Annotated in this window: 23 protein-coding genes; 18 read left to right on the top strand and 5 right to left on the bottom strand. The window is 40.8% G+C overall.

Features of this window, described 5'->3' with window-relative positions:
- The 7 genes from carB to ORH16_RS07280 all read left to right on the top strand — a co-directional run bounded on the left by carB (position 1) and on the right by ORH16_RS07280 (position 8,394).
- On the top strand, positions 1-3,183 hold the full coding sequence (carB, locus tag ORH16_RS07310; RefSeq protein ID WP_265457565.1) for a carbamoyl-phosphate synthase large subunit: 3,183 nt from the start codon (positions 1-3) through the stop codon (positions 3,181-3,183).
- 154 nt (positions 3,184-3,337) lie between these two features.
- Positions 3,338-4,120 carry a dihydroorotate dehydrogenase electron transfer subunit gene (locus ORH16_RS07305; protein ID WP_265457564.1) on the top strand — a complete coding sequence of 261 codons (783 nt, stop codon included), beginning with the start codon at positions 3,338-3,340 and terminating at the stop codon, positions 4,118-4,120.
- Entirely contained in the window at positions 4,121-5,059 is a 939-nt protein-coding gene (locus tag ORH16_RS07300; protein ID WP_265457562.1) for a dihydroorotate dehydrogenase, read from the top strand.
- A 31-nt stretch (positions 5,060-5,090) separates the two neighbouring features.
- Positions 5,091-5,804, top strand: a complete 714-nt coding sequence (gene pyrF / locus ORH16_RS07295) for an orotidine-5'-phosphate decarboxylase (protein WP_265457788.1) — start codon at positions 5,091-5,093, stop codon at positions 5,802-5,804.
- On the top strand, positions 5,805-6,434 hold the full coding sequence (gene pyrE, locus ORH16_RS07290; protein WP_265457560.1) for an orotate phosphoribosyltransferase: 630 nt from the start codon (positions 5,805-5,807) through the stop codon (positions 6,432-6,434).
- Between the two features lie 374 nt (positions 6,435-6,808).
- The gene (locus ORH16_RS07285; protein WP_265457787.1) at positions 6,809-7,498 is read left to right on the top strand and encodes a carbonic anhydrase family protein; all 690 of its coding nucleotides are present in this window, start codon (positions 6,809-6,811) and stop codon (positions 7,496-7,498) included.
- A gap of 2 nt (positions 7,499-7,500) precedes the next feature.
- Positions 7,501-8,394: a LysR family transcriptional regulator gene (locus tag ORH16_RS07280; RefSeq protein ID WP_265457558.1), complete on the top strand. Its 894-nt coding sequence runs from the start codon at positions 7,501-7,503 to the stop codon at positions 8,392-8,394.
- A 22-nt stretch (positions 8,395-8,416) separates the two neighbouring features.
- Here the strand turns inward: ORH16_RS07280 and ORH16_RS07275 are convergent, their stop codons facing one another.
- A complete protein-coding gene (locus ORH16_RS07275) occupies positions 8,417-8,860 on the bottom strand; it encodes a GNAT family N-acetyltransferase (protein WP_265457556.1) in 444 nt (147 codons plus the stop codon).
- Positions 8,861-9,025: 165 nt separating this feature from the next.
- Between ORH16_RS07275 and ORH16_RS07270 the strand changes: the two genes are divergently transcribed.
- Positions 9,026-9,484 carry an NUDIX hydrolase gene (locus ORH16_RS07270; RefSeq protein ID WP_265457554.1) on the top strand — a complete coding sequence of 153 codons (459 nt, stop codon included), beginning with the start codon at positions 9,026-9,028 and terminating at the stop codon, positions 9,482-9,484.
- 160 nt (positions 9,485-9,644) lie between these two features.
- Here the strand turns inward: ORH16_RS07270 and ORH16_RS07265 are convergent, their stop codons facing one another.
- The 4 genes from ORH16_RS07265 to ORH16_RS07250 form a co-directional block, all read right to left on the bottom strand.
- Positions 9,645-10,043, bottom strand: coding sequence for an NUDIX hydrolase (locus tag ORH16_RS07265; protein ID WP_265457552.1), 399 nt, complete (start codon positions 10,041-10,043; stop codon positions 9,645-9,647).
- A 102-nt stretch (positions 10,044-10,145) separates the two neighbouring features.
- Positions 10,146-11,837 (bottom strand): fibronectin-binding protein EfbA, encoded by a 1,692-nt coding sequence (efbA, locus tag ORH16_RS07260; RefSeq protein WP_265457550.1) that lies wholly within the window; start codon positions 11,835-11,837, stop codon positions 10,146-10,148.
- Positions 11,838-11,963: 126 nt separating this feature from the next.
- A complete protein-coding gene (locus ORH16_RS07255) occupies positions 11,964-13,625 on the bottom strand; it encodes a phosphoenolpyruvate carboxykinase (ATP) (RefSeq protein WP_265457548.1) in 1,662 nt (553 codons plus the stop codon).
- A gap of 66 nt (positions 13,626-13,691) precedes the next feature.
- On the bottom strand, positions 13,692-14,060 hold the full coding sequence (locus tag ORH16_RS07250) for a DUF1622 domain-containing protein (RefSeq protein ID WP_265457547.1): 369 nt from the start codon (positions 14,058-14,060) through the stop codon (positions 13,692-13,694).
- Positions 14,061-14,710: 650 nt separating this feature from the next.
- Here ORH16_RS07250 and trpX point away from each other — a divergent pair.
- From trpX to ORH16_RS07200, 10 genes are all read left to right on the top strand, one after another.
- Positions 14,711-15,745 carry a tryptophan ABC transporter substrate-binding protein gene (gene trpX / locus ORH16_RS07245; protein ID WP_265457546.1) on the top strand — a complete coding sequence of 345 codons (1,035 nt, stop codon included), beginning with the start codon at positions 14,711-14,713 and terminating at the stop codon, positions 15,743-15,745.
- Entirely contained in the window at positions 15,745-16,629 is an 885-nt protein-coding gene (locus ORH16_RS07240; RefSeq protein WP_265457544.1) for an ABC transporter permease, read from the top strand. Before trpX ends, ORH16_RS07240 begins: the two co-directional genes overlap by 1 nt.
- Positions 16,629-17,411: an ABC transporter ATP-binding protein gene (locus tag ORH16_RS07235; protein WP_416207843.1), complete on the top strand. Its 783-nt coding sequence runs from the start codon at positions 16,629-16,631 to the stop codon at positions 17,409-17,411. The genes ORH16_RS07240 and ORH16_RS07235 overlap by 1 nt, the downstream gene beginning before the upstream one ends.
- Before the next feature lie 263 nt (positions 17,412-17,674).
- A complete protein-coding gene (locus ORH16_RS07230) occupies positions 17,675-18,985 on the top strand; it encodes an alkaline phosphatase family protein (RefSeq protein ID WP_265457784.1) in 1,311 nt (436 codons plus the stop codon).
- Complete coding sequence (locus tag ORH16_RS07225; RefSeq protein WP_265457542.1) at positions 18,969-20,225, top strand: MFS transporter; 1,257 nt, start codon at positions 18,969-18,971, stop codon at positions 20,223-20,225. Before ORH16_RS07230 ends, ORH16_RS07225 begins: the two co-directional genes overlap by 17 nt.
- Positions 20,226-20,599: 374 nt before the next feature.
- The gene (gene aroE, locus ORH16_RS07220) at positions 20,600-21,469 is read left to right on the top strand and encodes a shikimate dehydrogenase (protein ID WP_265457540.1); all 870 of its coding nucleotides are present in this window, start codon (positions 20,600-20,602) and stop codon (positions 21,467-21,469) included.
- 52 nt (positions 21,470-21,521) lie between these two features.
- Positions 21,522-22,562: a 3-deoxy-7-phosphoheptulonate synthase gene (gene aroF / locus ORH16_RS07215; protein ID WP_265457539.1), complete on the top strand. Its 1,041-nt coding sequence runs from the start codon at positions 21,522-21,524 to the stop codon at positions 22,560-22,562.
- A complete protein-coding gene (aroB, locus tag ORH16_RS07210) occupies positions 22,562-23,632 on the top strand; it encodes a 3-dehydroquinate synthase (RefSeq protein WP_265457537.1) in 1,071 nt (356 codons plus the stop codon). Before aroF ends, aroB begins: the two co-directional genes overlap by 1 nt.
- A gap of 3 nt (positions 23,633-23,635) precedes the next feature.
- Positions 23,636-24,802, top strand: a complete 1,167-nt coding sequence (gene aroC, locus ORH16_RS07205) for a chorismate synthase (RefSeq protein ID WP_265457535.1) — start codon at positions 23,636-23,638, stop codon at positions 24,800-24,802.
- Between the two features lie 68 nt (positions 24,803-24,870).
- Positions 24,871-25,971 carry a prephenate dehydrogenase gene (locus ORH16_RS07200; RefSeq protein ID WP_265457533.1) on the top strand — a complete coding sequence of 367 codons (1,101 nt, stop codon included), beginning with the start codon at positions 24,871-24,873 and terminating at the stop codon, positions 25,969-25,971.
- The last annotated feature ends 14 nt before the right edge of the window (positions 25,972-25,985 follow it).

Raw genomic sequence — 25,985 nt, 5'->3', positions numbered from 1 at the left:
ATGCCAAAAAGAGATGATATTAAAAAAATTATGGTCATCGGCTCAGGTCCGATTATTATCGGCCAAGCCGCTGAGTTTGATTACGCTGGCACTCAAGCGTGTTTAGCTTTAAAAGAAGAAGGCTATGAAGTTGTTTTAGTCAATTCCAATCCAGCAACAATTATGACGGATAAAGAAATTGCCGATCAGGTCTACATCGAGCCGATTACATTAGAATTTGTTTCGCGGATTTTGCGAAAAGAACGACCAGATGCGTTACTGCCGACATTAGGCGGGCAAACTGGCTTAAACATGGCGATGGAATTAGCCAGCTCAGGTATTTTAGATGAGCTGCATGTGGAATTATTGGGAACAAAATTATCAGCCATCGATCAAGCTGAAGATCGTGATTTATTTAAGCAATTGATGGAGGATTTAGAGCAGCCCATTCCAGAATCAGAAATTGTTAATACGGTTGCCGAGGCTTTAACCTTTGCTGAAAAAATTGGTTTCCCTGTGATTGTTCGCCCAGCCTTTACCCTAGGTGGAACCGGCGGCGGCATGTGTGATACACCAGAGGAATTAGCTGTTGTCGCTGAAAATGGTTTAAAACTTTCGCCAGTAACCCAATGCTTGATTGAAAAAAGTATTGCTGGCTTTAAAGAAATCGAATATGAAGTGATGCGGGACTCAGCAGACAATGCAATTGTCGTCTGTAACATGGAAAACTTTGATCCGGTGGGAATTCACACCGGCGACTCGATTGTTTTTGCCCCAAGTCAAACCTTATCAGATAATGAATATCAAATTTTACGGGATGCTTCTTTAAAAATTATCCGAGCTTTAAAAATCGAAGGCGGCTGTAACGTTCAGTTGGCTCTTGACCCATACAGCTTTAATTATTATGTGATTGAAGTAAATCCGCGGGTTTCTCGTTCATCTGCTTTAGCTAGTAAAGCTACCGGTTATCCAATTGCTAAATTAGCAGCTAAAATTGCCGTTGGGTTAACACTGGATGAAATGAAAAATCCAGTCACCGAAACAACTTATGCTGAGTTTGAACCAGCCTTAGACTATGTTGTTGCCAAAATTCCCCGCTGGCCTTTTGATAAATTTGAGAAGGGCGATCGTCGCCTCGGGACTCAAATGAAGGCGACCGGTGAAGTGATGGCGATTGGCCGCAATATCGAAGAATCTTTGTTGAAGGCGGTTCGCTCATTAGAAATTGGGGTGCACCATGTGGAAATGAAGGAATTAAAAACCGTCAGCGATGAAATTTTGACGGATAAATTAGTCAAAGCACAAGATGATCGTCTGTTTTATTTAGCAGAAGCGATTCGCCGCAATTATTCGATTGAAGAATTGCACGCTTTAACTAAAATTGATTTATTCTTTTTAGATAAGCTGTTGCACATTGTCGAGCTAGAAACAGAACTAGCAGAAAATAAACATGATTTACCCCTTTTAAAAACTGCTAAACAAAATGGCTTTACCGATAAAAAAATTGGCGAGCTTTGGGAACTCTCAGAAGCTGAGGTCAATCAAATTCGTCATGAGGCGCAAATTTTACCAGTTTATAAAATGGTGGATACCTGTGCAGCTGAATTTGAATCCAACACGCCATATTTTTACAGCAGCTATGAATTTGAAAATGAAAGCCTGCGCTCAGAGAAACCTTCCGTCTTAGTCTTAGGCTCTGGACCGATTCGTATCGGTCAAGGGGTCGAGTTTGATTATGCAACTGTGCATTCGGTCAAAGCGATTCAAGCAGCTGGCTATGAAGCAATTATCATGAATAGCAATCCAGAAACAGTTTCAACTGACTTTTCTATCTCTGATAAATTGTATTTTGAACCGTTAACTTTGGAAGATGTCTTGAATGTGATTGAACTGGAACAGCCAATTGGCGTTATCGTTCAATTTGGTGGGCAAACGGCCATTAATTTAGCTGAGCCATTGGTCAAAAATGGCGTGAAAATTTTAGGCACCACTATTGAAGACTTAGACCGGGCAGAAAATCGCGATTTATTTGAGCAAGCCCTAAAAGATTTAGATATTCCACAGCCGCCAGGGGATACGGCGACTAGTCCAGAAGAAGCTGTAGCAATTGCCAATCGGATTGGTTATCCCGTTTTAGTTCGACCTAGTTATGTTTTAGGTGGTCGGGCAATGGAAATTGTCGAAAATCAAATTGACTTAGAAGATTATATGGCCAACGCTGTTAAAGCGTCACCAGAACATCCTGTCTTGGTGGACAGCTATCTAGTTGGTAAAGAATGTGAAGTCGATGCAATCTGTGATGGCACTACTGTTTTGATTCCAGGGATTATGGAGCATATTGAACGGGCTGGTGTTCACTCAGGAGATTCGATGGCTGTCTATCCGCCGCAAACTCTCTCAAAAGACATTCAAGATAAAATTGCAGACTATACGAAACGCTTAGCATTAGGCCTAAATTGTATCGGCATGATGAATATTCAATTTATTGTGCGGGATGACATGGTCTACGTGATTGAAGTCAATCCGCGGGCTAGTCGGACAGTGCCGTTTTTAAGTAAAATTACTGGTATCCCGATGGCACAAGTTGCGACCCGAGCAATCTTAGGGGAAAGTTTAACGGACATGGGCTATCAAGATGGTTTGTATCCTGAAAGTAAAAATGTTCATGTGAAAGCACCCGTCTTCTCCTTTACGAAATTACTCAAGGTAGATACTTATTTAGGACCTGAGATGAAATCAACTGGGGAAGTCATGGGGACTGACCATAATTTAGAAAAAGCTTTGTATAAAGTTTTTGAAGCAAGTGGGCTGCATCTGCCTAGCTATGGCGCAGTGTTGTTTACCATCGCTGATGACGCAAAAGAAGAAGCTCTCAGCTTAGCAGAACGTTTCAATCGGATTGGCTACAGTTTAATTGCCACCGAGGGCACTGCTGAATTTTTAGAAAAACGTGGCTTAAATGTTCAACACATTGCAAAAATCAGTGATGATGCCGATGAAAATGTGATTGATTTAATCCGCAGTGGTAAGGCGCAGGTTGTCATTAACACGATGGATAAAAATCGCAATAATTCTTCAGAAGATGGCTTTTTGATTCGCCGGGAAGCCGTCGAGCATGGTGTACCATTGTTTACCTCTTTAGATACAGCAAATGCAATTCTAAAAGTCATGGAATCCCGCTCGTTTTCTGCTGAAGCCATTTAAAAGAAGACTGCAAAGTCCATTCGACACCTGACACTCATTTTTTCAGTGAAGACTGTCTATCTTGAGTGTCAGGTGGTATAGTAAAAAGGAAGTTGCAGTCTAGTACATAAGAAAAAATCGTAATTTTCTGTCAAGAAATGGAGGACATGTCCCAATGAAACAAGAGATTATGACAATTGCCAAACAACGCCAATTGGCTCCCAGAATTTTTGAGATGACATTACAAGGTGAGCTAGTCAAAGAAATGCAGATACCCGGACAATTTATTCATCTGTTAGTTCCAAGAGCTGATTTATTATTGCGGCGACCAATCAGTTTAAATCATATTGATCAAGCAGCCGGCACCTGTCGAATTATTTATCGGGTGGAGGGCGATGGCACAAAAGTTTTTTCAGAAATGTCAGCTGGCGATCAAATTGATGTGATGGGTCCGTTAGGCAATGGCTTTTCTTTAGAAAATATTCAAGCTGGCGATGAAGTTTTTATCGTCGGCGGCGGGATTGGCATTCCCCCTTTATATCAATTGTCAAAAGCCTTGTTGGCCATTGGGGCAAAACCAGTTCATTTCTTGGGCTATGCCTCTGCTGAGGTGGCGTATTATCATGAGGAATTTGAAGCTTTAGGGGAAACTTTTTTTGCAACAGATGACGGCAGTTTTGCTTATCATGGAAACGTCGGCGGTCTATTGCAGGAAATTACGCAACAGCGTCAGGCCAAAGCGGTTTTTGCCTGCGGCGCTAACGGCATGTTAAGAGCCGTGGAAACAATTTTCGCTGATCATGATAATGTTCAATTATCTTTAGAATCGCGGATGGCCTGCGGGATGGGGGCTTGTTACGCCTGCGTTTGTCATTTACAGGATGACGAAACGGGTACTAAATATGTAAAAGTATGTGATGATGGTCCGATTTTCCAAGCAGGAAAGGTGGTTTTATAAATGACAAATCCTTTAGCAATTGAAATCCCCGGCTTGCATTTAAAAAATCCAATTATGCCCGCTAGTGGTTGTTTTGGTTTTGGTAAAGAATACAGTAATTATTATGATTTAAATCAATTAGGTTCAATCATGATTAAAGCGACGACCCCGAAAGCTCGCTTTGGAAATGAAACACCTCGAGTTGCTGAAACACCAAGTGGCATGCTAAATGCGATTGGTTTACAAAATCCCGGCTTAGAAGTCGTGATGACAGAAATTTTACCAAGCTTAGAACAATATCAAGAGCTGCCGATTATTGCCAATGTTGCCGGTTCTTGTGAAGAAGATTACGTGGAGGTTTGCAGTCGAATTGGTGAAGCACCGAATGTTAAAGCAATTGAATTAAATATTTCTTGTCCGAATGTGAAACACGGCGGGATTGCCTTTGGGACACAACCGGATGTTGCCTTTAGTTTGACAGAAGCTGTCAAAAAAGTGGCATCTGTTCCAATTTACGTGAAATTATCACCCAATGTCACTGACATTGTGCCGATTGCTCAAGCAGTTGAGGCTGGTGGAGCAGATGGCATTTCGATGATTAATACTTTATTAGGCATGCGGATTGATTTAAAAACCCGCAAACCAATTTTAGCCAATCAAACTGGCGGCTTATCCGGACCAGCTGTTAAACCTGTTGCAATTCGTTTAATTCATCAAGTGGCACAGGCGACCAGCTTGCCGATTATCGGCATGGGGGGCGTGCAAACGGTGGATGATGTCTTAGAAATGTTTATGGCGGGTGCTAGTGCTGTAGCGGTAGGAACAGCGAACTTCACTGACCCTTACATCTGTCCAAAATTAATCGACGCTTTACCACAACGGATGGCAGAGCTGGGAATCACGTCATTACAAGAATTAATTAATGAAGTTGCCATGACCCGACCAAGTTTGGTTAAATAATTTTTTTCAAAAAGGAGAACCGTCTATGTTAATGGATTCACGTCCGATTATCGCTTTAGATTTTGCTAGTCAACAAGAAATTGCAGCATTTTTAGAAAATTTTCCCGCAAGCGAAAAACTGTTTGTCAAAGTGGGGATGGAAATTTTTTATCAAGAGGGACCGGAAATTGTTCGCTGGTTAAAATCTTTAGGCCATGATGTTTTCTTGGATTTAAAGCTACACGATATTCCTAATACGGTTGAAAAAGCGATGCAGGGAATTGCAAAATTAAATGTGTCAATTACCAATGTTCACGCTGCTGGCGGGGTTGCGATGATGGCGGCTGCTTTAAAGGGATTAAAAGCGGGGACTGCTGAGGGGCAAACTGTGCCACAATTAATTGCGGTGACGCAATTGACCTCGACGAGTGAAGACCAGATGCATCAAGACCAATTAATCGAGGTCAGTTTAGCTGAAAGTGTCGCCCATTATGCAAAATGTGCTGAAAAAGCGGGCTTAGCCGGCGTGGTCTGCTCGGCTCTAGAAGTTGCCGACATTCATCAGGCAACGAATTCAGAATTTATCTGTCTGACACCTGGTATTCGTCCTGCTGAAAGTGCGGTTGGCGATCAAAAACGTGTGGTGACTCCAGCTCAGGCAAAGGAGATCGGATCTTCTTATATTGTGGTAGGGCGGCCGATAACGCAAGCGGAAAATCCATATCAAAGCTATCTAGAAATTAAAAAAGATTGGAGCAAAAATTAAATGGCAGTGGCAGAAAATATTGCAAAAGATTTATTAGAAATTGAGGCGGTTTTTTTAAGCCCTAACGAACCTTTTACTTGGGCGAGCGGGATTAAAAGTCCGATTTACTGTGATAACCGCATCACCATGAGTTATCCGAAAATTCGCCGGGAAATTGCTCAAGGCCTAGCGGAAAAAATTAAAGAAACTTTTCCAGAGGTGCAAGTGATTGTTGGCACTGCAACGGCTGGTATTCCCCATGCCGCTTGGGTGGCAGAAATTTTAGATTTGCCAATGGTCTATATCCGCTCAAAAGCTAAAGACCACGGGAAAGGCAATCAAATTGAAGGGCGCATTTTTGAAGGCCAGAAAATGGTTGTAATTGAGGATTTGATTTCTACTGGAGGCAGCGTGTTAGAAGCAGCTGAAGCCGCAACGAGAGAGGGAGCAGATGTTTTAGGTGTCGCAGCAATTTTCACCTATGAACTGCCAAAAGGCCAAGCCAACTTTGCTGAAAAAAATGTAGAGCTGGTAACCTTAACCAACTATTCGACTTTAATTGATGTTGCTCTTGAGATGAATTACATCGATGAAAAAGACGTTGCTCTGTTAAAAGAATGGAAAAAAGATCCTGCTAACTGGTTGAAATAGAAATGTTAAAGAGACTGTCCTTAAGTTTTACTTGCAGAAGTTTTTCCGAATTTTTAATAGTCTTCCTGCGATTAGTGAGTCGGCAGGATAAATAAATGCCTGCGTATCTCTGATTAATTAAATCAGAATTGTGAATTCAGGTTTTGCAGCAGCATTTGTTAAAGAAATTCGGAACGGTTGCATTTGTTAAACTTATGAAGCAGTCTCTTTTTTTGATGTGAAAATTCTTCAAAAATTTTAAGTAATCGAAAAATTATGAAGGGTAAATCCAGTTGGTTTAGATTGCCATTTTATTTAAAAATCGCTATCTTTGAAAAGGTAGACTATTTTTAAATTTTTTTTTGGAGGTTTTTGTTGTGGCAAAAATTAAGAACATGGACGTCGAGTGGGGTTATTCTGGAGAGCGTGGACCGGCAAATTGGCACACCCTGTGTGATTGGTTTGCTGAAGGAGCTAAATTTCCGCTGCAATCCCCAATTGCTTTAACGCAAAGTATTTGCCAGACGGATAATTCAACCTATCAAGCCCTCAGCATTCACTACCAAAAAGAGTTATTTACTGAAAAAGAATTTAAAAATACGATTCACTTTGTACCCTTTGACACTAAGAGTTTTGTAGTGTTTAATAAGATAGAATATCATTTGACTGATATTCATTTTCATATGCCTAGTGAGCATGTGATAGAAAATCAGCGCCAACCTTTAGAATTTCATCTTGTGCATATGAATGCGGCAGGGGAAAATTTAGTTTTAGGTGTCTTATTTGATTTGACGGAGGACGAGGGCAAAATTTTTAACAACCAACCGGATACTATCTGGGATTTTGCGAACCATCTTCAGGAATTCAATCCGGTGATTTTTCTGCCGGAAAAACGCAGCCACTATCACTATGTGGGCTCGTTAACGACGCCGCCGACCAAAGGCCCAATCAATTGGTTTGTCTTTGATACCATCGGCAAGATGAAACTGGATTTTATCGACCTGTTTCGTGAAGACGTGGCGGAGAATAACAGCCGCCCATTACAGGAGTTAAAGGAGCGCCAAGTTGATTATTACGGTGGTTAAACATGAATATCCAACAATTACGCTATGTGATTGCTGTTGCCAACAGCGGCAGCTTTCGCGAGGCTAGTAAAAAATTATTTATAACGCAACCCAGCTTGTCCAACGGCATCAAGGAATTAGAGGCTGAGGTTAAAATCAGCCTGTTCACCCGCACCAATCGGGGCGCCTATTTAACCGAAGAGGGAAAAGAATTTTTAGCCGGTGCCGAAAAAATTATTGAGCAGATGGAGCTCTTTGAAAATCGCTACCACAATCAAGAGGTCAGCGATACTTTTTCGATTGCTTCTCAGCATTATGACTTTTTAGGGACATTGGTGGCTGAGCTTTTAGCAGAGACTAGCGCCTCCATTAAAAAATTTCGCATTCATGAGACGACGACAGGGACAGTTATTGAAGACGTCCGTAATTTTTACTCAGAGATTGGCTTGATTTATTTAAACGAGCATAACAGGGCTGGAATCAAACGGTACCTTGAGCAAGCGGAGCTGGATTATTTTGCAGTCGGAGATTTTCAGACTCATATCTTTTTGGGTAAGCAGCATCCGTTGGCAGAACAAAAGGAAATTCGCTTGACCGAATTGGTGGGCTATCCTCAGGTCCGCTTCACGCAAGATGGGAGTAATTTTCCTTATTTTGCGGAGGACTTAGTTGAAATTCCTGAACAAGAGCAAGTCATCTATACAAGCGATCGGGGTACGTTGGTCAATATTTTGACGGCTACTGATGCATATGCCTCTGGATCGGGCTTAGTGATTGGTCCCGCCAAAGAGGTCATTCGCTTAATTCCGTTAGCTGAGTCCCCAAGCAATACGTTTTATATTATCCACTCTAGAAAACGGCCATTAAGCCCAGTTGCTCAGCAGTTTATTAAAAAGTTTCAGCAAATAATTAAATAAAGATGAACACCACTGCGCCGAATTACGGTTCTGTGGTGTTTTTTTCGGCCTGCCAAAGTAAGGTGTAACGACGGCAGTTTTGATATTTTAGTTCGCTTTTGACAAGCTCAAACTGATTTTTTTGATAGAAGGAAAGACTATCATCATCTGTTTCAAGGCTAATTTGCTGAGGCTGTTTACTTTTTATAAAAAAGCCAATAAGTTCAGAAGCGATATGTTGGTGGCGCATTTCGGTAGCGACTGCCAATGCTTCAATCAGAAAATTATTTTCTGCCCTTTTAGTAATCAAGAGGCCAACAGTTTTCTGCTTATTTTTCGCAACAAAAAAATTAGTATCAGGATCTTCTATTAAGGGACTGATTCTAGCTTTCAAAGCTGCTTGATTGTCATAGGTGGCAAAACAATCCGCAAGTAATGCAATAATTTCAGATGTCAGCGGTAGCTGTTGAGTCTCAAAATAGTCCATTGTTAATATCTCCTGTCGCTAGTAGTTAAATTAAATGTATAAATAAGTTTAGCATAATTTGGTGAGAAACCATTAGTCTAGAAAAAAATGGTAGTATAAGTAAGGACTTAACTTTTTAAACTATAATAAAATTATGTAAACTAAAACAACTGAAAGGAGAATTATATGCAGACAAAGGGTGTTTTTACCATTCTAACAAATGCTCAGGAAAAAATTTTATTAGTAAAACGCAGAGATATTCCCTTTTGGGATTTACCCGGTGGCGGTGTGGAACCAAGAGAAACTGTTGAAGTCGCTGCCGTTCGCGAAGTGTTGGAAGAAACCGGACTGCAAGTAGAAATTGAGAAAAAAATTGGGCTATACACTTTGCCGAAGCATCAAGATCAACAAGTAATCTTTTTTGGTAGAATCTGTGGAGGCAAATTAGTTACGGATGGGGCTGAGACAAGAGCTATCAAATATTTTGCCAAAAATCAGCTGCCAATTAACTTGATTCCTTTTCGGAAACGGCAAATCACGGATTTTTTTCAACAAAAGGAAATGGTCACAGAAACTTTGCGGGAGAGTAACAGCTTAATGGTGGCAGAATTTTTTGTGACGCGTTTGTTAAAATTTATAAAATGATACAAACAGGCTGAGCTTTAGATTATTTAATTATCCAAGGACGAAGTAGATTCTCTTTTTATCTAAAATAAAGCTGAGACTTCATCTGAGTTTCATTTCAGAGGACCAATCAGCATGAAGGGATTTTTCAATATCTGTTATCATATCTTCATGCTGCTGATTAACCAGTGGCGGAAAAATCAGACAAAGAAAAGTATTGTAAAGCCAACGATTCAGTATTGCTTTTAGCAAGCTTTCCGCTACGAATGTCTACCAAAAAGAAATGGGTGATTGGCTGAGCAATATCACCGTTTGGATAGTGCTCTTCATATTTAGAATAAATCCCTAGTAACTTTTCAATACTTACCTCAAGTCCGGTTTCTTCTTTGATTTCACGAATTAAAGCTTCTTCTAAAGATTCCCCCAATTCAACGGCTCCTCCGGGAAAACCCCAGACTCGTTTATCTGCTCTCTTTTGTAGCAGAATCTGCTTTTTTTCGCTGACGATACAAGCGCCGACAAAATTTAGAATAATTTTTTGGTGGCCGACAAGTTTTCGAAGATCTTTAATATAATCCATTTTGAAATTCCTTTCAGTAAACAAAAATGACTGAAGGAAGAGAGTTCCCATCATTTAACTATAATTTTGTTAAATGATAGTACTCTTCCTTCAGTCAAAAACTTATTTTCGCAGTTGATTAATTTTTTCTTCCTCTGGTGTGACAAATAGAGTTTTTTGATTTTCGTAAATCACAAAACCCGGCTTGGCACCGTTTGGTTTATGAACGAACTTGACTTGGACATAATCGACCGGAACTTGGGCGGATTGGCGATATTTTGAGAAATAAGCCGCCAGTTCTGCCGCCTCCAATAACGTTTCCTCACTAGGATTATCGCTTTTGATGATGACATGGGAGCCGGGAATATTTTTGGCATGCAGCCAGACATCTGTTTTTCGAGCAGTCTTTAAGGTCAGTTGATCGTTTTGTAGATTATTTTTGCCGACTAGAATTTGCGTGCCGTCTGAGCTGGTAAAGATTTCTGGTTTTGACGGCTGTTCCTTTTTGCGTTTTTTGCTGGCTTTTTTGAGATAGCCTTGGCTAGTCATTTCTTCTTTAATCACCTCAAGATCCCGAGGAGAGGCCAAGTCTAATTGAGATTGCAGAGATTCCAAATAATTGATTTCATCTTTGCTTTCTTGGATTTGCTGATGCACCAGTTTGACCGCATTTTTTAATTTTTGATAGCGATTAAAATATTTTTGCGCATTTTGGTTGGGCGTCAAAGCAGGGTTTAAGGGAATCGTTAAAGGTTGATCCTCATCATAATAATTGGCCAAGGTGACTTCGCTAGCTCCTTTAGGCACTTGTGCCATAAAGGTCGTCAACAATTCGCCATCTCGCCGAAAATCCTCGGCATTTTCAGAATCTTTTAAGGTTTGCTGGCGCTTGGCTAATTTTGTCTGATTGCGTTTCAATTCGTTTTCAACCCGTTTTAGCAATTCATTTCCCTGTTGCTTGACGCGATCTTTTTCTGCCCGGTCGCCATAATAATCATCTAGCAATAAGCTGAGACTGGCAAAGGTTGCCACAGGAGTTCCCAAAGTTTCAAAAGGGAAGAGGGTGAAATAATCTTTTGTGTCCTTTTGACTATAACTTGGCTCTATTTGCGTTTGCGCTTTTTGCCAAAAATTATCCCAGACCCGCATTTTTTCCTGCGGGTGCTCCGTTAATAAAAAGGCCAGCTCATTAGTGGTGTCCCAACCGAGACCTTGAAAGTTCGCCTGTAAATATTTGCCTGTCAGTTCAGGCGCTCTTGAAAGAATATCAAAGACAATTTCTTTTTCAACGGTGAAAGGATTTTTTTGTTCTTGTTTTGGCGGCTCAATATAGTCTACTCCGGGTAAAAGGGAACGATAAGTATTTTGTGACGAGCCGATGTGCTTAATGGCATCGAGAATTTTGCCGCTGGCTTGATTCACCAAAACGATGGTACTGTGACGGCCCATCAATTCAACAATCAGCTGAATATTTTGCAAATCGCCTAATTCATCCCGTTTATTAAAATGAAACAGCAGCACCCGATCATTATCTTGTTGTTGAATACTTTCTAAAATGGCTCCGTCTAAGTGCTTGCGGAGCATCATCACAAAATTCGGCGGAGTATCCGGATTGCCGTAAGCAATTGTTGTGATTTGCACCCGAGCATAACTAGGGTGAGCGCTTAATAATAATTTGTGATTTTTTCCTTGGGAGCGAATCACAAAAACAACTTCGTTAGGGTAGGGCTGATGGATTTTTGAAACTCGGCCGCCGATTAATAAAGCGCTGAGTTCTTTGACCATCCCATGGGTAAAAACGCCATCAAATGACATAACTATTCCTCATTTCTATTTAAAACTGCTTGTTTCATTATAACGGAAAACGCTAGAGATACCAATGAATACCAATTCCGCAAAAAAAACCTGCAATCTGTAAAGATTGCAGGCGTTGCTGTTTGCTTAGCCTTGGAAGGTTTCCAATTCTAAAATTAAGTGTTGAATCAATAAGGAGGTTTCTTCCGGTAGGGCATTATAGCCGTCGTTTGATTCCTTCATTTCTAAAATAAAGTTCAACCGGTTTTCCATCCGTTTTCTTAGGCGAGTGACATATTCTTTGTCAGTGAAATCAGGCTCGTGTCCTTCAACCGGTAAATAACTCATCGCTGTCATCGGGCCAAAGTCGACAAACTTCGCCTTGTCTTCTACAACGGATTCGATACTACCTAAAGTATCTTTTGGTGTCACTTTATTACCGTTGAAGAAACCAGTATTTAAAATATAGCAGGCAGTGTCCTGCATGGAGAATAAATCACGGAAATCTTTGTAATCTTCTCCTAAAGGATAGCTGCGGAATGGATTAGCAAATGGTTCGATAACTAAATCGTCTAAGTCGGTTCCCGGCACGACATTTTCAGCAGTCGAACGTTTTGTTGCCAAGGTTACTCCGAAAACAGCAGCCAATACCGGATCATCAATCCGCACAATCGGCGGTAGAGAATCATCCTTCATAATCCAATAAATTGCATCAATTTTTTCATCTAAATGGTCAACCCGATTCGGTGTCACAAAACGCGATTTTACGGTCCGGCCGTTACCGTTACGAATATCTTCAGTGACTAAAACTTTTTGACCTTTTTCATCCAAGGTCACGCCGATATTTTGACAGGTTAAGAAATATTTCACCGTTTCATCCGCCATCGGGTAATCCTGCGTCTTATCAAAGTAGGCAGGCTCTAAAGCGGTGGTTGTGCCGTCTTTTTTAGAAATAACGAAGGCATCGTCATGTAACACTTTGACATCATACTTGTCGCCGTGTTTGGCTAAAGTGATAGTTGATTTTCCAGAACCGGAAAGACCAAAGGCCGCCATCGTATATTTACGATCTGGTAGTTGATATTGTTTCATACCGCCGTGACAAGAAACAAAGCCATTGCGGTGAGCCAAGCCCCAAGCTAAAGTCAAGGTCGCTTTTTTGAATTCACCAAAATAGCGTAGCCCTAAAATAGCAGCGGTATTATGAATAGGATCAAAGAGAGCTAAGCCAAGGGGATAATCCGGATGGCTCCAAGTCGGATCGCCGTAAATATAAATATCGCCCTCTGTATATTCTTTAGAATCTTTGTACATTTTTTTGTATTCGTCATTCATGATTTGGAAATTTAATAGATAAGAATAAAAATCAGCTTCAAAGCCTTTTGGCAGCATAATATGCGAGCGCACCATAAAGTCAGCGTCTAAGCCGACAACGACTTCACCGTGATAATATTCTTTGAAGGTGCTGTGGTAAACAGCCTCCCTTAAAATGCCGGCAAGCTCTGCGCTGTTGACACCAGGTTGGCCGATAATGCGTCTGGCAGCAGCCGTTCGACCAAAAATTTTCCCATCGTTATTGACTAAAATTTTTGCGTCATGGGGAATGCCTTGACGTTTTGGTTCATAAACCGGCAAATCAGTGACAATTGTACCGGGCGCTTTTTTTGCCAGCTCATAAGCTTCAGCAATCGTTTTGATTTTAGTGACGTGATTGCCATAGAAGGCAGTTTCAATTGTAGCCCGAAAATTTGAAAATAACGGATTTTCTTTGGTGATTTTGTCAATTGGTGTTCCTTGAATGGTACTCATTTGGTTTCCCCCTTGTGTTAAATTTTTTTATAAATTAATTGTACCATAAGAATAAGAAAACGCTTATTATTTTTGAATAATCTCAAAATCTTTTATTTCCTTGGCTAAAAAGTAGGAAATGACCGTTCTGATAACGACAAGGGCAGCTAATTTAAAAATATCTGCCAAAGTTGGATTAATCACCGATTCGATAATATCAGCAGCAATTAACACTTCCAAACTGAGCAAAATATAACTACCTAATTTATTTTTTATGATGGTATTATCATAGTTGGGATTGCCCCAGTTTTTTTTGGAAAGCTGGCTGCGACCAAATTGAATCAGGGCATGAACAACACCGATAATCAAAATCAAAATAGACGCACTGCTTAAAATAAAGACAAAGACGTCAAAAAAAGGTCTAACGTAATCCATCAGTTGATCGTTGAGATGCATAGAAATGCCTCCTCGTAAATTTCTTTCAGTATGTCTATTGTACTAGTTTTTGCAGGATTTAGACAATTATTAAATAGAGATTGAGAGAAAGAAAGTGAAAGGAGTTTTACTTAACGCAATTGATTCAGACGACTGTTGAGTTAAGTAATCAAAAATTGAACTAAGCTGATGCAATTGAGTTTTATGTGAGCAAGTAAAGTTTTCTAGAAAATCAAAGTGAAGTTGGCTTTGAAAGTCTTCTCAAAGCTAAAGGCATTCAAAAAAAAATGCCTTATTCATAATTTGATTAAAAAAACCTCATATTTTTTTCATTTTCTTATTGCAATTTGTCAGAAGATTCGGTAGACTAATTGCAAATCAAAAATCTTTTTGGAAGGGGCAAGTCAAATGCATTTATCAAAATTTTCATGGCAAAATTGGCGCAGATAAGTTGTATTTGTCGAGGCTCGATAGATACGACTTTTTAGAGTTTTCTAAAACCGTATCTATGCCAAGAGTATTTCAGACGAAACCTTCGACCGCATAGACTAACATCTATGGGGTCTTTTTTTGACTTCAAAGACTTGTACAATGGGAGAAAACTTTAAAAGGGTCAATGAAGTTAGCTGTAAAACAACAACTAAAACGGGAAATTATTGGAGGAAGTTTAAATGAAAAACAAAGCATTAATTGCAAGTGTCGCTGTTATCGCAGTCATTTTAGTCGGATTTTTTGCCTATCAATTAGGTCAACAGAGTAATTCAGCCGACTCAACAGCTGATTCAACAACCGAAAGTAGCACTGTTGAAATGAAAACCGTCGGAATTTTACAATATGTCAGTCACAATGCTTTGGATCAAATTCATCAAGGAATTATTGAAGGCTTAGCAGAAAGCGGCTATGTTGAAGGAGAAAATTTAACTATTGAATTTCAAAACGGTCAAGCGGATCAAAGCCGGTTAAACACGATGAGCCAGCAATTAATTTCTGAAGGCTCCGATGTCTTAGTGGGGATTGCCACACCAGCAGCGCAAGCTTTGGCCAATGCCACGACAGAAATTCCGATTGTCCTTGGAGCAGTCACTGATCCAGTTGGAGCCGGTTTAGTTGCTGATTTAGATGCGCCAGGTGGCAATATCACCGGCGTTTCCGATCAAACACCGGTTGCCGCTGTTTTACAATTGGCTCAAGAAATTTTACCAGAGGCTGCAACAGTTGGTATTTTGTATTCTTCTGCTGAAGATAATTCGCAAGCGCAGGTCGCCCAAGCGCAAGCAGCGGCAGCTGATTTAGGTGTTGAGACGAAATTATTTGCTGTTAATTCCAGCAATGAAATCGCCCAAACTGTTCAAGTAATGGCAGCACAAGTTGATTACATTTTTATTCCGTTGGACAATACGATTGCCAATGCGATGGAAACCGTTGTTCAAGAAGCGGACGCTGCCAACACACCAATTTTCCCCTCCGTTGATACAATGGTGGAACAAGGCGGTATTGCGACGATTGGGTTAAACCAATTCCAAATTGGAGTGGAAACGGGCAAGATGGCAGCGCAAATTTTAGATGGCGCTGACCCGGCAACAACACCGGTTTACTTATTTACAGAAGGCGAAACTATTATCAATTCACAGCAGGCAGCAAAATTAGGCATCACAATTCCAGCTGATATTGTAAGTGAAGCCACTGATTTAGGAGGAGAAGAGTAATGCTCGTTTCATCAATCGGACAAGGTTTATTATGGGGCATTTTAGGTCTGGGAATTTTTATGACCTATCGGATTTTAAATTTTCCTGATATGACTACTGAAGGAACTTTCGGTCTCGGCGGTGCCGTTTGTGCGACGGCAATCGTACAGGGTATTCATCCTGTGTTGGCGACCCTTTTAGGAGTTTTAGCCGGCATGGCCGCTGGTTTTGTGACAGGTATGTTATATACGAAAGGAAAAATTCCCGTTATTTTGGCAGGGATTCTAGTGATGTCTGCATTAAATTCTGTAATGCTCTTTGTCATGCAGACGCCAAATCTTTCTTTGCGGAACCAACCGCGGATTCAAGATTTTTTTACCAATTTAAATTTACCGCCTTATTATGACATGATTTTTGTTGGACTGATTGCCGTTGGTTTGCTGATAGGCTTGCTATTATTTTTCTTCAACACAGATTTAGGTCAAGCCTATATCGCAACAGGTGATAATGAATCGATGGCCCGCTCCTTTGGCATTAAAACGGATTTCATGAAAATTCTCGGCTTAACCTTGTCGAATGGTGTTATCGCATTATCAGGCGCTCTCGTCACACAAAATGACGGCTACGCCGATGTCAGCCGTGGCGTTGGTGTGATTGTGATTGGCTTAGCTTCAATTATTATCGGGGAAGTTTTATATGGCGAGCTGACTTTTACGGAACGTTTAATTGCAATTATTGTCGGCAGTATTATTTATCAATTGCTGATTTTATTAGTGATTCGCGCTGGCTTTGATACCACTTATCTAAAAATCTTCTCCGCAGTTGTTCTAGCTGTCTGCTTGATGATTCCACAGCTGAAAAAAGGGTTGAATTTGGTGACCGGTTTTGAAAAGGGGGCAAAATAATGGCAATTTTAGAATTAAAAAAAGCCACTAAAGTGATTCATAATGGCCCTAATGAGCATTTGACAATTTTGGATCATGTAAATTTGAAAATTGCAGCTGGCCAATTTGTGACGGTATTGGGAGGTAATGGTGCCGGTAAATCGACTTTATTCAATGCGATTAGCGGCAGCTTGAGTTTAACTAGCGGCGATGTTTTTATTAAAGAAAAAAAAATTACCAAAGAAAGCGAAGAAAAACGGGCCGCTTATTTAGCACGAGTCTTCCAAGACCCCAAAATGGGGACGGCCCCAAGAATGACCGTCGCTGAAAATTTATTGCTGGCACAAAAGCGTGGCCAATCCCGTAAATTAGTCACCCGTAATTTACAAAATCAGCGGGAATTATTTATTCAATTGTGTGCGGAAATCGGCAACGGCTTGGAAAATCATTTAGATACCCCAACTGGTTTGCTTTCTGGCGGGCAAAGACAAGCCCTCAGCTTATTGATGGCAACGATTCAAAAACCGGACTTATTGTTATTAGATGAACATACTGCCGCCCTCGATCCGAAAACTTCTCGTCAGTTGATGACTCTGACGGATAAAAAAATCCAAGAGGAAGCCTTAAGCTGTCTGATGATTACTCATCGCATGGAGGATGCCTTAAATTATGGCAATCGGTTGTTGGTTTTAAAAAATGGCCGCATTGTTCAAGATTTAGATGCTACTGAAAAACAACAGTTAACCTTGAGTGACCTTTTATTATTCTTTGAAGAGATGGAAGAGTTGCCTGAAGTTATGTAAACATCAGATATGTACAAAGAAAAAATTTTAATGAGAAGTTCTTTCCAGATTATTTTGGAAGGAACTTTTTATTTTGTAGAAGATGGTTCAGCCTTTTTATTATTATAATAAAATTATGCAACTCTAATTCAAAAAAATTAAAACGTTAGAAAACAGAGCACAAATTTTTTTATTTAAAGAAATAACACTTTTCCTTTTCTACCCCTTTTGCCCTCTGTTATAATTAAAGGAAAGAGAAAGGGCGGTTAAAAAACGTGAAAAAAATGGTGATTATTTCCATCGATGCCATGGGCGCCAGCGATTTAAGCGGGGACTTGGAGCATCTGCCCAACTTAAAAGCTTTTCGCAACCAAGCGACTCATGTAAAAAATATTCGGGGGATTTACCCAACCCTCACTTATCCCTCCCACACCACAATTGTAACGGGAGAATATCCGAAAACTCATGGTGTGATTAACAATACAAAAATTCAGCCGGGCCGCAAATCTCCCGATTGGTATTGGTATCAAAAGGATGTCCAAGTGCCCACCTTGTATGATTTAGCCAAACAAGCTGGTATGACCACGGCGGCTTTTCTTTGGCCGGTGACAGCTAAGAGCAAAACAATTGATTACAATATCGCCGAAATTTTTCCGAATCGCATCTGGACCAATCAAGTGATTCGTTCCCTGAGCGCCAGCTCACCGAAATTTCTTTTGGAAATGAATCAAAAATTTGGTCATCTGCGCAATGGTATTCAACAGCCCAACTTAGACGATTTTATCACCGCCTGTGCTGTCGACACACTATTATCTAAGCAACCGGATTTGACGATGATTCATCTGGTGGATTTAGATAGTATGCGTCATCGCTATGGTGTTCTTTCAACAGAGGCCCAAGCAGCTTTGCGGCGGCAGGATTTGCGGGTTCAGCAAATTATTGATGCAACTAAAACTGCTGGCACTTTTGGTGATACCACCTTTGTAATTTTAGGAGATCATTATCAAATTGATGTCAGTCAGATGATTCGCTTAAATAGTTTGTTTGCTGCACAAGGCTGGCAAAAAGCAAAAAAAGATGGCACGGTTGCCAAGGGATGGCAGGTGTATGCTAAAAGCTGTGATGGCTCCTGCTATATCTATGTAGATCGTAAAAGTCTTGTAGAGCCGCGGGAAATCCGTGAGCTTTTAAAAACAATTCCCGGCATCTCCCACATTTATACGACAGAGCAGGCTGGGCAAAAAGGCGCTGCGCCAAACGTAACGTTTATGTTGGAAGCCAAACGGGGTTATTATTTTATTGATGAAGCAATTGGAGAAGTCTTGGAGGAAGTCAATCCAACGACAATTGGCCAACCGGAACGTTATCGGGCGGTTCATGGTTTTTCACCAGATAAACAAAATTATGCGACAACCTTGATGATTAATGGAGGGGGGATTGCCAAAGGAAAAGTGATTGAAAATGCAGATTTAATTGATGAAGCACCAACTTTTGCCAAAATTTTAGATTTGAACTTTCCGCAAATTGTTGCGGGGCGCACCTTGCTAGAAATTTTTGAAAATAACGAGGAGGTACCAAATGAAGTTTTGGAATAGTTATACCAAAGAAGAAAAGGGTTGGATTTTATATGACTGGGCGAATTCTGCTTATTCGCTGGTGATTGTCACCGCAATTTTACCGATTTATTTTAAATTTGTCGCCGGAGAAGCCGGCATTTCCAATGCGACCTCGACGGCTTACTGGGGATATGCCAGCTCTTTTGCTACATTACTCATCAGTTTATCCGCACCTATCTTAGGGACTTTAGGCGATTACAAAGGCAAGAAAAAGAAATTATTTAACTTGTTTGCATTCTCAGGTATTATCATGACCTTTGCCTTAGCCTTTGTACCGGATAAAAGCTGGATGGCGATGCTGGTGGTCTATGTTATTTCTCATATGGGCTATCAAGGGGCCAATATTTTTTACGATAGTTTTTTGGTGGATGTCACTGAAGACGAGCGGATGGATGATGTCTCTTCTATGGGCTACGGCATGGGCTATGTCGGCAGTGCGTTGCTCTTTGTCTTTGTGATGATTTTACAAGTGACAGACGGTTTTGGTTTGCTTGGCACGGTTTTGACTACTAAAGTTTGTTTTGTCTTAACAGGGATTTGGTGGCTACTGTTTTCTTGGCCGTTTTTAAAAAATGTTCATCAAAAATTTTCAATTCCTAATATTAAAAATCCGGTCAGGGTCAGCCTGCAGCGCTTGGGTCAGACGATTCGGGAAATCGGCAAGTACAAACAAATTGTTTATTTTTTGATTGCCTATTTCTTTTATATTGATGGCGTGGATACTATTTTCACAATGGCGACTTCCTTTGGAATTGACATGGGCGTCGATTCTAATATGCTAATTATTATTTTATTAGCGATTAATTTTATTGCGTTTCCTTTTACGATTTTATACGGTAAGATGGCCAAGCGTTTTGGTAACAAGCCGTTGATTCTAGTGGCAATCGGGGTCTACACTTTTATCTGTATTTATGCATTATTTATGGATACTGTTTTAGATTTTTGGATTTTGGGTATTCTGGTGGGGACTTCTCAAGGGGGGATTCAAGCCTTGAGCCGATCTTACTTTGCCCAGATGATTCCGAAAGAGCATTCCAATGAATTCTTTGGATTTTATAATATTTTTGGTAAATTTTCGGCAATTTTAGGACCGTTGCTTTTTGGGTTGATGACCAATTTGACTGGCAATTCTCAGTACGGGATTGCTAGTTTAATCGTCTTGTTCATTATTGGCGGCTTCCTTTTCGCATTTACCCATAAAGAAAATGCTCGAGCTTAAATCGTTTTCAAAAAGAAAAATTAAAAAATGATGAAAAAATTGTTGACTTCTGATTTTAAAAGAAATATACTGAGTTCAACCTAAAAAACAGTTTGGAGCGATGATGATGAAAATCACAAATTCCCAAAAACTGAATAATTACTACTTTAGCTATTTTAGATGAGTTTGTATTCATGAACGTCATGGGTGCAGACAACCGTTTGTATCTATGATGGCTAGAGAAATTTGTAACGACTTTCAGCCACGTAGATGAAAAATCTATTGTGGCTTTTCTATTATCCTTTTTTGCGGGGGACCCACTGTAGATTTTCAAAAAATTTACAATGGGCACCTCGCTTTTTATTTTTTAGGAAAGACACTTGGAGGGATTTTATATGACAAAGGAAATTACAGGACACACAAGATTAGTTGGTTTATTTGCGACACCGATTCGCCACAGCGTTTCTCCCATGATTCAAAATGCAGGCTTTCAAGCCTTAGGGATTGATGCAGTCTATCTGGCTTTTGACCTCGGAACGGATCGCATCGAACGGGCCATCGATTCCATCCGTAATTTAGAAATGTTAGGTGCTAATCTTTCCATGCCAAACAAAATTGCGGCGGTTCCATTGATGGATGACTTAAGTGATGCTGCTAAATTAGTTGGAGCCATCAATACCATTGTCAATCAAGATGGTAAACTTACCGGCCATATCACAGACGGCATCGGCTTTATGCGTAGCTTAAAAGACATTGATGTTGACATCATCGGCAAAAAAATGACAATTACCGGAGCCGGTGGAGCAGCGACTGCGATTATTGTTCAAGCGGCCCTTGACGGCGTGAAAGAAATTGCCGTTTACAATATTAAAGATGAATTTTTCGAAAGAATTCAAGCCACTCTGCAAACCATCGCAGAAAGTACCGGCTGTAAAATTGTGTTAAATGATTTAGCAGATGAAGCGGCTCTAGCGAAAGATGTTGCTGAAAGTGTTCTTTTGACAAATGCAACTGGCGTTGGCATGAAACCCAACACGGAGGCTTCGACAATCAAAAACTTTGATATTATCACAAAAGAGTTAGCTGTGGTGGATATTATTTACACACCACGGGAAACAAAATTATTAAAAGAAGCCAAAGTCCGTGGTGCCAAAACTTCTAATGGGTTAGGCATGCTCTTATATCAAGGAGCGGCTGCCTTTGAATTATGGACTGGCCAAGCAATGCCAATTGATGTAGTCAAACCAATTATTGAAAAAAACTGATAAACACAAATTAAATAAAACGAAAAAAAAGCGAAAAATGGAGGAACTAAAAATGATTGTAATTATGAAACCAGGAGCTACGAAAGAGCAATTAGAACGAGTGTTAAAAAGAATTCAAGAAGAAGGCTTGGAGGTTCAAGTCAATCAAGGGAAAGAACAAGTCGTCATCGGTTTAATCGGTGACACTCACAATATGCAAGACGTGGCGTTCAACAGTTACGAAGGTGTTGAAAACACAGTCAGAATTTCTAATACTTACAAATTAACTTCACGGGAATTCCATCCGCAAGACACGATTGTTGATGTTAATGGTGTAAAAATTGGTGGAAACGAAAACTTTGTCACAATGGCAGGCCCTTGTTCAATTGAAGGCCTAGAACAAATTATGGAAACAGCCCGCATGGCCAAAGCTGGCGGAGCGCAAGTTTTACGGGGTGGCGCTTTTAAACCAAGAACTTCACCTTACGCTTTCCAAGGCTTAGAAGAAGAAGGCTTGAAATACATTCGGGCCGCTGCTGATAAATACGATATGCAAGTGATTACTGAAGTGATGGATGAAGAACACATCGACATGGTAGCTGCCTACAGTGATATTTTACAAATCGGGGCCCGCAACATGCAAAATTTCAAACTCTTATCTAAGGTCGGCAAAACCGGCAAGCCAATCGGTTTAAAACGTGGCATCTCCGGTACAATTGATGAGTGGTTAAATGCCGCAGAATACATTGCTGTGCAAAATAATAACAACGTGATTTTTATTGAACGGGGTATTCGGACTTATGAGCCAGCAACCAGAAATACATTTGACTTAAGTGCGGTTCCGTTAATTAAAAAATTGAGCCACTTCCCGATTATCGTCGATCCAAGTCACGGCACTGGTATTTGGGATTTAGTGACACCAATGGCTCGGGCGGGAGTTGCTGCCGGCGCTGATGGTATGATTGTTGAGATTCACCCAGATCCAGCCAATGCTTGGTCAGATGGACCACAATCTCTAAATGAAAAAACTTACCTTAAAATGATGAAGGAAGTTCAAATTATGGAGAAAGCCATGAAGGAAATTGCCGCTATAGAAAATCCGGTAAATGTCTGATGGATTTACAAATAAATTTGCCGCAACACCAGTATCAAATTGCAATTGAAAACCAAGGCTTAAAACAAGTCGGCAGCTGGGCCAAAACAATTTGGCAATCACAAAAAATTGCAATCCTCACAGATGAAACAGTGGACAGCTTTTATGGTACGACGGTTGAAGAGTCGCTGAAAGCAGCAGGCTTTGCTGTTTGTAAATTAGTCGTTCCAGTAGGCGAGCAATCCAAATCTTTAAGCCAGGCAGCGGCCTGCTATGACTTTTTAGCTGATAATCAAATGACGAGAAGTGATGGCATTTTAGCTTTAGGCGGCGGAGTCATTGGAGATTTAGCTGGCTTTGTGGCAGCAACGTATATGCGGGGCATTCATTTTCTGCAAGTGCCGACTACTCTTTTAGCTCAGGTGGATTCAAGTATTGGTGGTAAAACAGGAGTCAATACAAGTCGTGCAAAAAATCTGGTGGGAGCCTTTTGGCAGCCAGATGGCGTCTTGATTGATATTGCGACATTACTGACTCTTGAAACAAGAAGAGTGAGAGAAGGCATTGCCGAAATCATTAAATATGCGGCTATCGCTGATGAAGAACTGTGGCAGTTATTGTCAAGTTTTAATGGCGAAGCAGATTTATTACAAAATGCAACGGAAGTTATTTTAGCTTGTTTGAGAATTAAAAAAGCCGTGGTGGAGGAAGATGAGTTTGACAATGGTCAACGACTGATTTTAAATTTCGGCCATACAATCGGTCACGCTGTTGAAAATACTAGCGGTTATGGTGTTGTCACCCACGGAGAAGGTGTGGCAATCGGCATGGTCAAAATTTCGGAGGTTGCCGAAGCTAGAGGTGAAATGCCAGCGGGAACCACTGAGCAATTGATTCAGCTGATTCAAAAATTTAATTTACCAATTAAACAAGAGCCGTGGAATCAACAAGCTTTGTATGAAGCCTTGACCCACGACAAAAAAACACGAGGCGGTTCAATTAAAATTATTTTACTGGAAAAAATTGGCAAAGCAAAAATTGTCACCATTCCCATTGAAACGATGCAGAATTATTTAGAAAAGAGGAACTAACACATGCGCTACATTACAGCAGGAGAATCCCACGGTCCGGAATTAACGGCAATTATTGAAGGCTTACCGGCGGGGATGCCTCTTTTAGCAGAAGATATCAATATTGAATTAGCCAGAAGACAAGGCGGTTATGGTCGCGGCGGCCGGATGCTGATTGAAAAAGATCAGGTTCGCTTTACTTCAGGAGTGCGCCACGGAAAAACTTTAGGCTCTCCAGTGACCATGGTGGTTGAAAATAAAGATTGGAAAAACTGGACCAAGGTGATGGCAATTGAAGAAGTGCCGGAAAAAGATCGCAAGCTCCGACGTTTAAGTAAGCCCCGGCCCGGTCACGCTGATTTAGTTGGCGGACAAAAATACCATCATGCAGACTTGCGCAATGTTTTAGAACGCTCTTCGGCTAGAGAAACAACCATGCGGGTGGCAATTGGCGCCATTGCCAAAAAATTATTAAAAGAATTAGACATTGAAGTTGCCGGTCATGTGGTTATTTTAGGCGGTATCGAAGCGACGGTTCCCGAAAATTTAACCGTCAAAGAGATTCAAACAATCTCAGAAGCTTCCCCTGTCAGAGCATTAGATGCTAGTGTGGAAGAAGAGATGAAAACTTTGATTGACCAAACAAAAAAAAATGGCGACACAATTGGTGGTGTCGTTGAAGTGGTTATCGGCGGTGTGCCAGCCGGCTTAGGCAGTTACGTTCAATGGGATAAAAAACTGGATGCTAAAATTGCTCAAGCTGTTACCAGTATCAATGCCTTTAAAGGTGTTTCCTTTGGTCTTGGTTTTGAAATGGCCAATCGCCCCGGCTCACAGGTGATGGATGAAATTATCTGGGATGAAAGCAACGGCTACACCCGCAAAAGCAATAATCTTGGCGGCTTTGAAGGTGGGATGACCAACGGCGAAGCAATTGTCGTTCGAGGTGTCATGAAGCCGATTCCGACTTTATACAAACCTTTGATGAGTGTCGATATTGATTCAAAAGAACCTTATAAAGCGAGTGTTGAACGCTCTGATAGCACGGCGGTGCCAGCGGCTTCGGTTGTCTGTGAGAATGTTGTGGCAACGGTCTTAGCCGCCGAAGTGTTGGGAAAATTCTCCAGCGATTCCTTTGAAGAATTGCAAGCGGCCGTAGCGGATTATCGTGAGTATCTGAAAAACTATTAATTTTCAAACTCAAGCTGCAAAAAAATCATTTGCGGCTAACAGATAATTTACGCAAAGGAGCTTAGAAAATGCCCCAACAAAATGAAAAAATTTTAGTGATTGGTTTAGGATTAATCGGCGGGTCCCTCGCTTTGAATCTTAAGCAGCAAAATCCTACCGTTGAAATTTTCGGCTGGGATAAGAATAAAGAATCAGAAAAAATCGCTTTAGCAAAAAAAGTGATTGACCAGATTGCGCCGAGCATTGAAGCTGTAGCCGCAGAGATGGATATTATTTTATTGGCGATTCCTGTCAAATCCTGTCTTGAAAAACTGCAGCTTTTAGCGCAGCTGCCATTAAAAAGCAGTGTGATTGTCACTGATGCTAGCAGTACCAAAGAAGAAGTTGTGAAGTTTGCCAAAGAGTTGCCCTTTACCTTTGTCGGTGGGCATCCAATGGCTGGTTCCCATAAGTCCGGAATTCAAGCAGTCAATCCAGATTTATTTGAAAATGCTTATTACATTTTTACTAACGCTGAAGAAAATCCAGCCGCTGTAAAAAAATTGGAAGCCATGTTGAGTCAGACCCGGGCGAAATTTGTGCACTTGGAGGCCCATGAACATGATCAAATCACCGGGATGCTTAGTCATTTGCCGCATATTATTGCGGCGGGCTTGGTCAATCAAAGTGATGTTTTTAGTCAAACTTATCCCAGAGCTAGACAGCTAGCGGCTGGAGGCTTTCGTGACATTACCCGCATCGCTTCTTCAGATCCGCAGATGTGGACGGATATTTTAATTAGTAACCGGGAAACTTTGCTGGAGGAAATCAGTGAGTGGCAGCGGTTGATGACCCATATTACCCATTGGCTGGCGATTGAAGACGAGTCGGCGATTTATCATTTTTTTGATTCCGCCAAAGATACCCGAGATAAACTACCTGTTCATGAAAATGGTGCGATACCCGCTTTTAATGATTTATTTATTGATGTACCAGATGTGCCAGGGGTAATTGCGGAGGTCACTGGACTATTAGGTGAAGCGGGTATCTCGATTATTAATTTGAAAATTTTGGAGACACGTGAAGATATTATCGGTGTCTTACAGGTCTCGTTTAAAACAAAAAAAGATTTAGAAGCTGGCAAGGCTTATATAGAAGCCAAAACCAATTACCATTGTCGGATTAAATAAAGTTTCTAGTTGAA

This window comes from Enterococcus sp. HY326 (assembly GCF_026157065.1).
GTDB lineage: Bacteria > Bacillota > Bacilli > Lactobacillales > Enterococcaceae > HY326.
Note: the sequence above shows the minus strand (reverse complement) of the source record. Positions and strands in the feature narration are given on the sequence as shown.